This is a genomic window from Candidatus Dactylopiibacterium carminicum, assembly GCF_014736495.1.
Classification (GTDB): Bacteria; Pseudomonadota; Gammaproteobacteria; order Burkholderiales; family Rhodocyclaceae; genus Uliginosibacterium; species Uliginosibacterium carminicum.
In genome coordinates, this window is the sequence record NZ_MDUX01000034.1 from 22,680 (window position 1) to 34,863 (window position 12,184).

Below are 12,184 nucleotides of genomic sequence, written 5' to 3' on the forward strand. Positions count from 1 at the left end.
CATCGCGATGCGATGATCCGGTCCTCCGAAGGGACGCTTTTTCATCTTGGAGCGGTGCGGCGATGAAAAAACACCCCGCTTGAAGCGGGGTGCAAAAGCCGGCTCAGGGCCGCGCCTTTGGCGCGTTGGGAGCGGGCTTGCCAGGGGAAAACTCAAAAGGAGCCGGAGGCTGGTGAGGTGGAGCCTCCTCTTCCAGTCGAGTGCGCTGCTCCGGGCTCAACACTGCGCGGATCTGCAGCTGTGTATTTGTACGCAACAAGGCCTGCTCTGCCAGAGCCTTGCCCAGAGCGTCGGCGGCGACGCGCAGGCGCTGAGCATCCGTAGCATCGCTACGCCCCAGCGTAAACAGCGCCTCCCGGGCTTTCTGCGCAGCCTTGCCCTGAGAACGCTCAGCCGGAGCCTGGGCGTGCAGAATGGCGAAAATCTTGTCCTGCTGCTCCTCGCTCAACCCCAGACGCTCCAGCCCTGGATGGGGGAACCCACCCGGACGCCCTTCTTCAGGGCCAGCGTGCGGTGCAGCAGCGGAAGGCGGAGCTGGCGGACGTTGCTCGCTTTGCGCCAGGGCGGGCAACCCCCAAGCCTGTGCCAGCGCGCAGAGAATGATGCTTGCGGTGTGACGACGAATGGACATGGTCCTCTCCTCTATTACAAGACGTAACGGGCCATTGGGACGACATGGCTATGCATTTGGCGTGCCGCAACGGAACAATTGGCATTTTCCAGTCAGCCACATCAAGCGCTCTAAAGCCTAGGTAAAGTCCATTCAAGTACCCACGCGCACTTGCCGGCAGGTGTAAAAAGCAGTCAAACACGCGGAGTGGCGATTCCGCCTCCGGGCATGGCTCATTAACATCGCGCGGATATCGTGTATGGAAGGAATCCGGGATGAACGGTGTATTGCTGGTGGATGACGATCTGGAGCTGGTAGAACTGCTGCGTGACTACCTGCAACAGGAGGGCTTTGCCGTGGAGGTAGCCCACGACGGCGAAACAGGCTTGGCCATGGCACTGGCTGGAAGCTATTCCATCATGGTGCTGGACATCATGTTGCCGCGCCTGTCAGGCATGGAGGTATTGCGCCAGCTTCGTGAAAAGAGCCGCCTGCCGGTATTGATGCTCACGGCGCGCGGGGATGATGTTGACCGCATCATCGGTCTCGAACAAGGGGCGGATGACTATGTGCCGAAACCCTGTACTGCACGGGAGATCAGTGCCCGCATCCGCGCGATCCTGCGCAGAACCGGGGATGTTGTCGAAGATGACGATACCCAGCCCATCCAGTGTGGCGAGCTCACGATGTGGCCGGACCAACGTCGTGCTTCCTGGCACGATGCACCACTGGAGCTGACCAGCACGGAGTTCAATCTGCTCTCCACGCTGGCACGTAACGCCGGGCGCACCGTGAGCAAGGCAGAACTCTCGGAGCAGGCACTGGGGCGGCCGTTGCAGAAGTTCGACCGCAGCATCGAAGTACATCTGAGCAAGATCCGCGAAAAACTGGGACTCATGTCGGATGGACGCTCGGTAATCCAGACTGTGTTCCGGCAGGGCTATCAGTTCATCCGTCTGCCCAGCCCATGAGTCGATTGTTCTGGAAGCTGTTCCTGACCATCTTTGTGGCCCAAGTCGTCACGGTCTGGAGCGTAGGAGCCCTGTTCTGGCTCATTCACAGCACAGAAACGCCGGAAATGGAGTTCAGGCATTTCCAGCCACCCACCCCACAGTCCTTCCCCTCCGCCCCGGAAGGACGCCGTGGAGGGCTGGCGGAGTTTGATCGTTCATTCGATCAATCCAGGCAAGCTCCTCATCACCCGGCACCACCGGACGGCCCCGGGCTACCGTGGATACCCTTGAGTGTCGGCCTGATCTTCAGTCTGCTCTTTGCCGCCTTGTTGGCACGCCATCTGTCGCGCCCGATCCTGAATCTCAGCGAGGCCTTCAAGGCGGTTGCCGATGGCGATTTCGATGTACGACTGTCAGAGAAAATGCGCAACCACCGTGACGAACTGGCGGATCTTGGCCGACAGTTCGACCAGACAAGCGCACGCCTGCAACAGGTGCTGACAGGCCAGCGCAGACTGCTGCACGACGTTTCCCACGAGATGCGTTCCCCTCTGGCCCGCATCCAGCTCGCCATCGACATTGCCCGGCAACAACCCGAAAAGGCAGAGGCCAGCATGCAGCGCCTGGAACGGGAAACAGCACGGATTGATCACCTGGTGGAGGAACTGCTGACGCTTTCGCGCATGGAGTCCAATGCCAGCCTGCAATCTAACGAACCACTGGATCTGGTGGAAATCCTGCAGGATCTACTTACCGATGCACGTTTCGAAGCACCTTCCCATCACTGTCATGTCAACTATCACGGACCGGAACACGCCACGGTCCGTGGACATGCAGTGCTATTGCACCGTGCCATCGAAAATGTGGTGCGCAATGCAATGCGCCATACGGCACAGGAGACCTGCGTTGAAATCGTGCTGACTCAGCGTGAAGACATGCTGTGCCTCGACGTGATGGACCGCGGGCCCGGGGTGCTGGAAGGCGCACTGGAAATCATCTTCGAGCCCTTCGTACGTTTCGCCGAGCATGGTGGCAACGACGGGCACGGACTGGGGCTAGCCATCAGCCGCCGCGTCATGCAACTGCACGGTGGCAGCATTCGTGCCCGCAATCGCGAAGGTGGCGGACTGTGCGTGGAGTTCAGGCTACCGGGCGCTATCGACAGAGACAGCCTGGAAATAGATGGTTCGCGCGCATCAGCGCAAACCAGAGAATGATCGGCAACAAGCCTTGGGCATTGCACATCCTGCACAAGGGGTTCAGCATGCGTGTTTAGATTCAGTGTCAGAACACGTAGCGGCCCCGCAGTAGATGCGATTTCCAATCCTAGGGATGGTGCCATGCGAACACCCGACCTTCCGCACGCGGCCTTGCTCAGCCAGCACAGGCCATTGATCCTCACGCTCGACGTGCAGGGGCAACCGCATCGCTGGATCAACTGGCAGCACGCCTTGTTCTATTACGCCAAAGGGCTTGTGGCCTGGGACGCAGGAGACGCTAGCCTGATCTTTCACGGCGGAATCTCACGCCTGACCGGTGAGCCGCTCCATACTCACCGCCAGCAGCATCATCGCGATCAAGGGGCGCGCCTTAGGGGCACGTCTGCTGCATCAAGTGCCACCGCTTTCAAATCGGGAACTGTTTCTCCGTGACCGGCACATATGCGCCTATTGCGGTAATGAATTCAGTACGGCGCGGCTGACCCGGGATCACATCAGGCCATTGTCACAAGGTGGCATCGACAGCTGGATGAATGTGGTGGCGGCCTGTCGCAGTTGCAATCAGCGCAAAGGGGGAAATACGCCCGAACAAGCGCGCATGCTGCTGCTGTTCGCGCCCCCTATGTACCGAACAAGGCGGAGTATCTGATCCTCTCCAACCGCCACATCCTGGCCGACCAGATGGATTTTCTGGCCCATCATCTGCCCGAACGCAGCCGTCTACGCGAATATTCAGGCGGGCAACTGCTCTTTCAAACCGACTGAAAAGCCTCGCAAGGCAGGGTCTCGTTCGCTCGCACGGGACAGGCCCAGAAGTAACGCCTGCGCCTTGTTCGAGTCTCCTTCAAGACGCAGCAGACGGGCATGCAGCAAAGCGACCATTGCCAGTTCCTGGCGAATCTGCATCGCTTCATTCCTTCCTGGCGGTAGCTGGATGCCGAACACGGCAGCTTGCGCCAGCAACGGTAGCGGCTCCGGCATTCCCACGCGCTCGGCGAGCACGTTGGTTCGATTCAGAGCGGCCAGCCAGTGCCTGCCGCCGGTCAGGTCATACGACATGGCACGGGCGTTTATCGTGGCAAGTCCGACCGGCTCGCGTTGCCATAGCTGGAGTCGGGAGTTTTCCGGCACGCTATCGAACAGGTCCGTGAGCGCGTCACGCTCCGCACTCCCAGCGCGGACTTCGAGTTGCAACGCGCCGTTCACGAGCAGTCCCCATCCCAACACGCGTATTGTCTGCAGCCCAGCAGGCAGACTCTCATTGCGGCAAGCAGCACGGCGACGCTGCAACGCGAACTCCACGACCTCCGCATCCAGCAGTTGCTCAGGCAAGGCGTAAAGACGCCTCAGGGAAACAGGATCCGGCTCCGTACGCAGGCTCAGATACAGATCAGCCTTCAGACTCACGATCAGGCGGGAAAGACTCCGGTGGAAAGATAGCGGTCGCCACGATCGCATACGATGCTGACGATCACGGCATTTTCCAGCTCCTGGGCGAGTGTCAATGCCACACTCAGCGCACCGCCGGAAGAGATGCCAGCAAAAATACCTTCTTCGCGGGCCAGCCTGCGTGTCGTTTCCTCAGCCACGGCTTGCCCCACATTGACGAGGCAATCAACCCGAGAGGCTTCGTAGATCGCCGGCATGTACTCCTCGGGCCATTTGCGGATCCCGGGGATCTGACTCCCTTCCTCGGGCTGGCAACCGATAATATGGACCCCCGGATTGCGCTCCTTCAGATAGCGCGAAACGCCCATGATGGTACCGGTGGTTCCCATACTGCTGACGAAATGGGTGATGCGACCTTGGGTCTGCTCCCAGATCTCCGGGCCGGTGGCCTCATAGTGTGCCAAGGGATTATCCGGGTTTGCGAACTGATCAAGCACAACACCCCGCCCTTCATCGCGCATCGATAGGGCTACATCGCGAGCCAGCTCCATTCCACCGGCACGGGGCGTCAGTACCAACTCGGCACCGAAAGCCCGCATGGTCTGGCGCCGCTCGATGGTCTGATTCTCCGGCATTACCAGGATCATATGGTAGCCACGCACTGCGGCAGCCATTGCGAGTGCGATACCAGTATTGCCGCTAGTGGCTTCGATCAATGTATCGCCAGGCTTGATGCGCCCTGCACGCTCGGCATGCATGATCATTGAAAGCGCCGGCCGATCCTTGACCGATCCTGCGGGATTGTTCCCTTCCAACTTCGCCAGAACCACATTGCCACGCTTTGCAGCCTGATCACCGGGCATACGCTTGAGTCGCACCAAGGGAGTACGACCGACGAAATCTTCCAGAACTGGGTAATCCATGTCTTGCAACACCTCAACGCCGGGGCGTCATCATACCGGAGGCGTCACATGCCTGTCTCAAAGACTGTCGTTTTCATCTCGCCACACAAGCTCGGCCTGATCGCGCACTGCCTGCAACTGCGCTGACATGAGCTCCAGCTGCTCGCCCATCATGACCATCAGCATTGCCGCAGCTCTGGCCGGTGAGCCCGCCTCGGCACGGGAATGGTCTACGGACTCCTGCAGACGACGCAGCCGCTGATGTAGATGTACCGGGGCTTCAGCGATGAACTGCTCAATTAGCGCAGCCCGTGCGGCAAAGAATGCCGTCGAGTCCTCCTTCGCAAGTTTGCGCCATGATTCGAAATCGATGTCATAAGGATCGCTACGCACAGCATCTATCCGGGTTTCAGACTGTTCCCGCTTTCACGGTATGCAAGTGACGAGCCCGATGCAAGAAAACAAAGGTAGACGAAAAAAGGGCGGGATTTCTCCCGCCCCTGATCCTGCTACCCGATTTGGTCCGACCGAAATCAGGCTGCCGCAGGCACTGCAATGCCCTCAAGCATCAGTTGGGCTCGCGTGATGACACGCTGATCGCCCATTCCCGAGAGCAGCTCCTTCATGTCCAAGATCAGTACGATCTGGCCATTGGAAAGGGTGGTGACACCAGCCACCCCCTTCGGACGGAAATCATCGAGCGACTTGATGACCGCATCCTCCCGTCCGGCAAACGAATCGATGGCAAGAATGAAGCTCTGCTCCGCCGACTGCATGAGCACCCCGTATTCGGGGACACGCTCCTGAGGCCAACCCAGCAAGGCCGCCAGCGTGACCACAGGCAGGACTTCCCCACGCACCACCATCGTTGCGCGACCACCCAGCTCCTGAACCTCCTTCGGCTCAATCGGCAGGATCTCGCGAACCATGGAGAGAGGCACTGCGAACGGCTGCTCGCCCAGACACACCAACAATACCGGCAGGATGGCCAGCGTCAGCGGCAGGGAAATCACGAAGGACGTGCCCTTGCCTTGCTCGGAGCGAATGTCGATGGAGCCGTTAAGCTTCTGGATGTTGGTCCGCACCACGTCCATGCCTACGCCACGGCCAGAAACATCCGAAACGGTAGCTGCAGTTGAAAAACCTGGCAGGAAGATGAGATTGAAACTCTGGCGCTCATCCATCGTGTTGGCCTCCTCATCGGAGATGAGACCCTTTTCCAGCGCCCTGGCGCGCAAACGCTCGGGATTCATGCCACGACCGTCGTCGGACACGATGATCACGATGTGATCGCCTTCCTGCCGAGCTTCCAGCGTGACATAGGACTTTTCCCTCTTGCCCGCAGAAAGCCGCTCGTTCTGCGCTTCGATACCATGATCGACGGCATTGCGGATCAAGTGGATGATGGGATCGGAAAGATCCTCGATCATCGTCTTGTCGATTTCCGTTTCCTCGCCGACCAAGACCATTTCCACGTCTTTGCCGAGCGAGCGCGCCAGATCCCGCGCAATCCGCGGATATTTCTGGAACAACCGTCCGATCGGCTGCATACGGGTCTTCATGACCGCGTTCTGCAGGTCGGAAACCAGAAGATCCAGTTGACTGACAGCAAGATCCAGTGCATGCAGCGTATCGGTATCGTTCTTGCCGTTGAGGATATCGCTGCGCAGCGCATTCAGGCGGTTCTTTGTCAGACCGATTTCGCCGGAAAGGTTGAGCACCTGGTCTAGGCGTGCGGTATCGACACGGATGGAGTTGTCCCGCTGCCGCTCACCGTCGCGACGCCCCCCGGGAGGGCCTTGGTAACCTGGCTTATCGGAAGTCCGACGGCCAACCGCCGACTTGACGATATGGTCAGCCACGTCGTCAGAAATATGAGCCTCTTCTTCTTCTTCGGCCACCGCTACGGGAACTGAGGCTGACACAGCAGGGACTTCTCCCGTAACCGCTGCGTAATACGCGTCCCAGTCAGGCCCATTTCCCTTGGACTCTGCCGGCACAACAATAGCCACGCTAGGTTTCGCGACAGGCGCCTTGGCTGCCCCAAGCGAACCCGACAAAGCCAGCTTGAGCTGTTCGATGAGATTCGACTCTGCTGGGGTCGGCTGCAGGTCTCGTTCAAGCTCGCTGAACATACGCCGAACGTCGGCGGTAGCCGCCAGAATAACGTCCAGCATTTCAGCCTTGACGACGAGTTCCCCTGTACGCAGTTTGTCGAACAGATTTTCCGTCAGATGGCAGAGCGTGACCAGCTCGGTAGCGTTGAGAAACCCCGCGCCTCCCTTGATGGTGTGGAACCCTCTGAATATCTCGTTGAGCAAACTCAGATCCTGCGGTGTGCGCTCCAGATCGACGAGTTTGTTGTCAACACCGGAGAGCAGATCCCCAGCTTCGATCAGGAAATCCTGCAGCAGATCTTCCATTCCCGCGAAATCGCTCATAGCAGACTCCGGTTTCTTTCATGCCAAATCCAACCTCCGAACATCTCGGCCCTATCCTTCAGAAACCCAGGCTGTCCAGCAGATCATCGACCTGCTCCTGACTGGTTACTACATCCTCACGCCCACCGGCATTGACCACGGGACCATTCAGCAGCCCGTCCTCCGCCAGAGAGCGTTTGCTCTCGGGCATGATCTCAATCAGCACCTTGAGCAAACCGTTTTCCATCTTAGTGGCCATCTCCACGATCTTCTTGATGACCTGCCCAGTCAGATCCTGGAAGTCCTGGGCCATCATGATCTCGAGCAGTTGCTCATTGACCACCTGACTATCCTTCACAGATCGATCAAGGAAAGCCCGTGTCTGCGCAGCAAGCTCCTTGAACTCCGCGACCGACAATTTGCTGTCGTAAAGCTCAGCCCAACGCTCGCTCAATTGCTGAGACTCTGACTCGAAGCGATCTTGGATCGGCTTGGCAATATCCGTAGCATTGAGCACACGGCTTGCTGCCTGCTCGGTCATCTGCGAAATGTATGACAGACGCTGCCGAGCGTCCGGCAACTTCTCGGCAGTTTCCTCCAGCATCTTGTCATATCCGAGCTGGCGAATCGTGTCATGCAGCAGACGAGTCAGTTGGCCGATCTGTAAAAATGCCTGCGCCTGCCGCTCCTCGAACGACTTATTGGCTGTAGCAGCGACAGCTTCCTTGATGTTCACCGCTCCTTCTTCAGTTGCCGCACCGGTCGCCGTCACGCCACCGGCCACACTGTCGAACAGAGCCTGAAGTTCTGCGGAATCTCCCACTTCATCCACGACGGGAGCTACTGTCTGGACGGCGCTCTTGCTCACGTCCTCCTGTGCTTGCCCGGCAATTGAATCAAATAATGCTTGCAGCTCGTCGTTATCGCCAGACTCGTCCGCTTTCAGCCGCTTGGCCATGATCTCGGCTCCTAGATTTCTTTCATCTGAATCTCGTTGCAACTACTAGGGTGACATGTGCCCTATTTGCCCATTTTTTCAAAGATTTTGCCGAGTTTTTCCGACAAGGTAGCTGCAGTAAACGGCTTCACGATATAGCCGCTTGCACCTGCTTGGGCAGCCTCGATGATGTTTTCCTTTTTGGCTTCGGCAGTGATCATCAACACGGGCAGATGCGCCAGTGGAGCACTGGCACGAATCGCCCGCAGCAACTCGATCCCGGTCATATTGGGCATATTCCAATCGGTCACGACAAAATCGATCCCTCCGGAGTTGAGTTTCTGCATGGCGACAACGCCATCTTCTGCTTCATCGACATTGGTGTATCCCAATTCCTTGAGCAGATTCCGGACGATTCGACGCATGGTCGAAAAGTCATCCACCACCAGAAATTTCATTTTCGGATCCGACATGATTATTGATCTCCGGATTATTCCCTGAAGGCCTTCATCAGATAGGGACGCAGGGTTTCGGCCAGAACTTCTGCATCAAATTTCGCTACATAGGCATCCACGCCGACTGCCTTACCCATCGAGCGGTTGGCTTCGGAGGACAGCGAGGAGTGCATCACGACGGGGATTCCGTCAAAACGGGGGTCGTTCTTGATGTTACGGGTCAGGACGTAGCCATCCATCTCCGGCATCTCAGCGTCCACCAGAATCAGGCTGATCTCTTCGCTCAGCTTGCGTTTCTGTTGCTGCGCATGGGCTGCCATGCCATCCAGCCGCGTCCAGGCCTCCAGGCCATTGAGCGCGTGTTTGTGCCGTACACCGAGCTTGTCGAGCACCTCGGCGATCTTCTTGCGCGCAACCGCAGAATCATCCACGAAGAAAATACTGCTCTCGGATTCTTCGTGTAATGCGGATATTTGTCCTACAGGTGCCTCGCCGAACGTCAGGGACAAAATGGTCTCGACATCAAGAATGGAAACCAGTTTTCTATCCGGCAATTCCGTGATTGCGGTGATGAAACTGTGCATCGAGCCCACCATGTTCTCAGGCTGGCGAACCTTGCTCCATTCGACGCGAATGATGCGATCGACATCATCGACCAGAAAGCCCAGCGTCCGCTTACTGTATTCGGTGACCATCATCGAATTGCCGAGCCCCTGACCGGGCTTGGCCACGCCGATCACTTTAGCGAGAGAAAGCACAGGAATCACGTTCCCGCGTAGCGAGATGAGCCCTTCGACCCCTGCCGGCATATTGGGGGCACGCGTGATGAAGGGCGTGCGGGAAACCTCCCGCACCTTGAATACATTGATCCCGAAGACCTCTCCCGTTCTAAGCGAGAACAGCAGGATCTCCATTCGATTCGAACCAACCAGCTTGGTGCGCCCATCTACCGTTTCCAGCAGATTGCCATTCGACGATTGTTCCATGATCGCTCCTTGTCAGAAAGTGCCGTGCTCAGGAGCTGAGCAGCTGGGTGTCTTCGGGGGAGAGCATCTGGCGAACGGCGCCGGCCAAACGGTGGGGTTCAAATTTCGGCACGTAGCCATCCACGCCGACTGACTTGCCCAGAGTCTGGTTTGAAATACTCGACAAGGAGGAGTGCATCAGGACTGGTACGCCATCGAAACGCTGGTCGCTCTTGATCTTCTTGGTCAGGATGTAGCCATCCATTTCAGGCATTTCCACATCCGTCAGCACGAGGTTCAACACCTCCCAGACCTTACGGCCAGTTGCCTCTGCATGCTTGGCAATCTTCTCCAGCTCTTCCCAGGCGGCACGGCCATTGACCGCCGGCACGCCACGCACACCCAACGCTTGCAAGGTCTTTTCGATCTGCTTGCGGGCAACGGAGGAGTCATCGGCGTACAGCACGGTGAAATCCCTCTCCATGGAGGGAATGTCACGAAACAGGTAATCGTCGTCGTACTTGGTGGTCTCGGCCAGAACCTCCTCGACGTCAAGCATCATGATCAGGCGGCTGTCTTCTAGCTCGGTCACAGCGGTGACCAGCCCTCCCAGGCGCGAGGTCATCATCTCTGGCGGGATACGCATCTGCGCCCAGTCCAGTCGAAGAATGGTATCCACGCTCTCGACCAAGAAGCCCTGCGTATGACCGTTGTATTCGGTCACTATCATGATTTCGCGCTTGCCTTCAGGATCGATACCACAGTATTTCGACAGGTCGACCACAGGAACCAGTTGGCCGCGCAGCGATACCATGCCTTCCACGCCCGGTTGCATATCCGGTGCAGCGGTCACCGGGGGCGTACGCATCACTTCGCGCACCTTGAACACATTGATACCGAAGCTTTCTTTGCGCTGGGTCCGCAGATCCGTTCCCAACGAAAAAAGCAATATTTCCAGCTTGTTTGTTCCGGCAAGCCGGGTTCTCGCATCAATGCTCTTGAGCAGTTCCGACATGGTTATCTCCGCTGTTCGATCCAGGCTTGCAGGTCAGGCGACCAGCACAGCCCTAGCCTTGTTGCACTAACGACACCCCGATCACAAACTTGAGGCGTAGAAACACCGCCCACACTGGGGTTTTGGCCATTGCCTGCCATGAAGGAAGGTATACGCCTGGGAGGTTTGCAGCGCGGAGAGCTGCGCCACCCATTGATGCTGCAAGGCGGGACGCAATCTACGACCATGCAGGAAACGCTCCGCATGCATCAGACTCGTCTCGGAGGAAATTTAGGCAATAGAGAAAAGCTTTGAAAAGTTTGCAATGTCCAGCACTTGCTTGACGCTGCCTTTGACCCCGACGAGCGCTACATCCTTGTTGGTGGCCTTGGCTTTGTCCCGCAACATCAGCAGCATGCCCAGGGCGGAGCTATCGAGATAAGTCACTTCTGCCAGATCCACCTGCAGGTTTCGTGATCCAGCCTGCCCCAGCAGGGATTCGACGGCATCACGGAATTCGCGATGGGCCTTGAAATCAAAGCGGCTCCCCAGACGCAGTACCGCCTGAGAATCGTTGATTGAAACCTGTGCATCCATCACAACTCTCCTTGTTCAGTATCGTGAAGACGATGGGACAAAGAAGAACCGGGCTTCCGTCCTGGGATTTGCGGCATTAACCACCCATCGCTTGAGTCGCGCATTATGCGCGAGGACTTGCCTCTGTGCTGCGCAATGCATGCATCACCCTGGCGGGAATATCACGCAAGGCGGCTACTTCATGCGCAGCGCCATTGATCGTAGCTTCGCGCGGCATTCCCCAGACAACCGAGCTCTCCTGATCCTGACAGATGTTGTGGCAGCCCGCTTGACGCATGGCAAGCATGCCTTGGGCACCGTCCTTGCCCATCCCGGTAAGCATCACGCCAACCCCCTGCCTGCCCACCTGGACAGCCGCCGAGTGGAACAACACATCCACCGAGGGACGATGGCGATTGACTGGTTCGCTACGCGACAGATCGCATTGGAACCCTCCTGAAACCCGCCGAACTTGCAAATGCGAATGTCCGGGCGCGATATATGCGGTCCCTGGCTGGACTCGTTCGCCATTGACTGCTTCCTTTACGTGGATAGCGCACAAAGTGTCCAGTCTCCGGGCAAACGAGCCCGTAAACATCTCGGGCATATGCTGCACGATCAGGATCCCAGGCATATCTTTGGGGAAGCGGATCAGCACTTCGCGGATAGCCTTGTATCTTTAAGCCTCGGACCGGCTCGGGTAGCCCGAGCGGCCTCTGGGATGTTTGAAGCCCGTGACTGAGCACTGGGCGCCTGAGCCGGA

The 12,184-nt window shown here is 57.9% G+C and carries 14 protein-coding genes; 3 read left to right on the plus strand and 11 right to left on the minus strand.

The window, feature by feature from the left end:
* Positions 1 to 103: 103 nt before the first annotated feature.
* On the minus strand, positions 104 to 631 hold the full coding sequence (locus tag BGI27_RS10930; RefSeq protein WP_095524904.1) for a Spy/CpxP family protein refolding chaperone: 528 nt from the start codon (positions 629 to 631) through the stop codon (positions 104 to 106).
* A gap of 254 nt (positions 632 to 885) precedes the next feature.
* Between BGI27_RS10930 and BGI27_RS10935 the strand changes: the two genes are divergently transcribed.
* The 3 genes from BGI27_RS10935 (at position 886) to BGI27_RS18085 (ending at position 3,432) form a co-directional block, all read left to right on the plus strand.
* Positions 886 to 1,581: a response regulator transcription factor gene (locus tag BGI27_RS10935; protein ID WP_095524905.1), complete on the plus strand. Its 696-nt coding sequence runs from the start codon at positions 886 to 888 to the stop codon at positions 1,579 to 1,581.
* The gene (locus BGI27_RS10940; protein WP_095524906.1) at positions 1,578 to 2,780 is read left to right on the plus strand and encodes a sensor histidine kinase; all 1,203 of its coding nucleotides are present in this window, start codon (positions 1,578 to 1,580) and stop codon (positions 2,778 to 2,780) included. Before BGI27_RS10935 ends, BGI27_RS10940 begins: the two co-directional genes overlap by 4 nt.
* Before the next feature lie 319 nt (positions 2,781 to 3,099).
* Positions 3,100 to 3,432 carry an HNH endonuclease gene (locus BGI27_RS18085; RefSeq protein WP_223871748.1) on the plus strand — a complete coding sequence of 111 codons (333 nt, stop codon included), beginning with the start codon at positions 3,100 to 3,102 and terminating at the stop codon, positions 3,430 to 3,432.
* A gap of 83 nt (positions 3,433 to 3,515) precedes the next feature.
* Here BGI27_RS18085 and BGI27_RS10950 read toward each other — a convergent pair whose 3' ends face one another.
* From BGI27_RS10950 to BGI27_RS10995, 10 genes are all read right to left on the minus strand, one after another.
* On the minus strand, positions 3,516 to 4,115 hold the full coding sequence (locus BGI27_RS10950) for a hypothetical protein (RefSeq protein ID WP_141239746.1): 600 nt from the start codon (positions 4,113 to 4,115) through the stop codon (positions 3,516 to 3,518).
* 77 nt (positions 4,116 to 4,192) lie between these two features.
* Positions 4,193 to 5,095, minus strand: coding sequence for a cysteine synthase CysM (gene cysM / locus BGI27_RS10955; protein ID WP_095524908.1), 903 nt, complete (start codon positions 5,093 to 5,095; stop codon positions 4,193 to 4,195).
* A 57-nt stretch (positions 5,096 to 5,152) separates the two neighbouring features.
* Positions 5,153 to 5,467, minus strand: coding sequence for a DUF3135 domain-containing protein (locus BGI27_RS10960; protein ID WP_170943017.1), 315 nt, complete (start codon positions 5,465 to 5,467; stop codon positions 5,153 to 5,155).
* Between the two features lie 140 nt (positions 5,468 to 5,607).
* A complete protein-coding gene (locus tag BGI27_RS10965; protein WP_095524910.1) occupies positions 5,608 to 7,515 on the minus strand; it encodes a chemotaxis protein CheA in 1,908 nt (635 codons plus the stop codon).
* 58 nt (positions 7,516 to 7,573) lie between these two features.
* Entirely contained in the window at positions 7,574 to 8,452 is an 879-nt protein-coding gene (gene cheZ, locus BGI27_RS10970) for a protein phosphatase CheZ (protein WP_095524911.1), read from the minus strand.
* 62 nt (positions 8,453 to 8,514) lie between these two features.
* The gene (gene cheY, locus BGI27_RS10975; protein WP_223871749.1) at positions 8,515 to 8,904 is read right to left on the minus strand and encodes a chemotaxis response regulator CheY; all 390 of its coding nucleotides are present in this window, start codon (positions 8,902 to 8,904) and stop codon (positions 8,515 to 8,517) included.
* A gap of 17 nt (positions 8,905 to 8,921) precedes the next feature.
* A complete protein-coding gene (locus tag BGI27_RS10980; protein ID WP_095524912.1) occupies positions 8,922 to 9,872 on the minus strand; it encodes a chemotaxis protein in 951 nt (316 codons plus the stop codon).
* Positions 9,873 to 9,900: 28 nt separating this feature from the next.
* Positions 9,901 to 10,866 (minus strand): chemotaxis protein, encoded by a 966-nt coding sequence (locus tag BGI27_RS10985; RefSeq protein WP_095524913.1) that lies wholly within the window; start codon positions 10,864 to 10,866, stop codon positions 9,901 to 9,903.
* 270 nt (positions 10,867 to 11,136) lie between these two features.
* On the minus strand, positions 11,137 to 11,442 hold the full coding sequence (locus BGI27_RS10990) for an STAS domain-containing protein (RefSeq protein ID WP_095524914.1): 306 nt from the start codon (positions 11,440 to 11,442) through the stop codon (positions 11,137 to 11,139).
* 103 nt (positions 11,443 to 11,545) lie between these two features.
* Complete coding sequence (locus BGI27_RS10995) at positions 11,546 to 12,088, minus strand: CheB methylesterase domain-containing protein (protein WP_263406613.1); 543 nt, start codon at positions 12,086 to 12,088, stop codon at positions 11,546 to 11,548.
* Between the last annotated feature and the right edge of the window lie 96 nt (positions 12,089 to 12,184).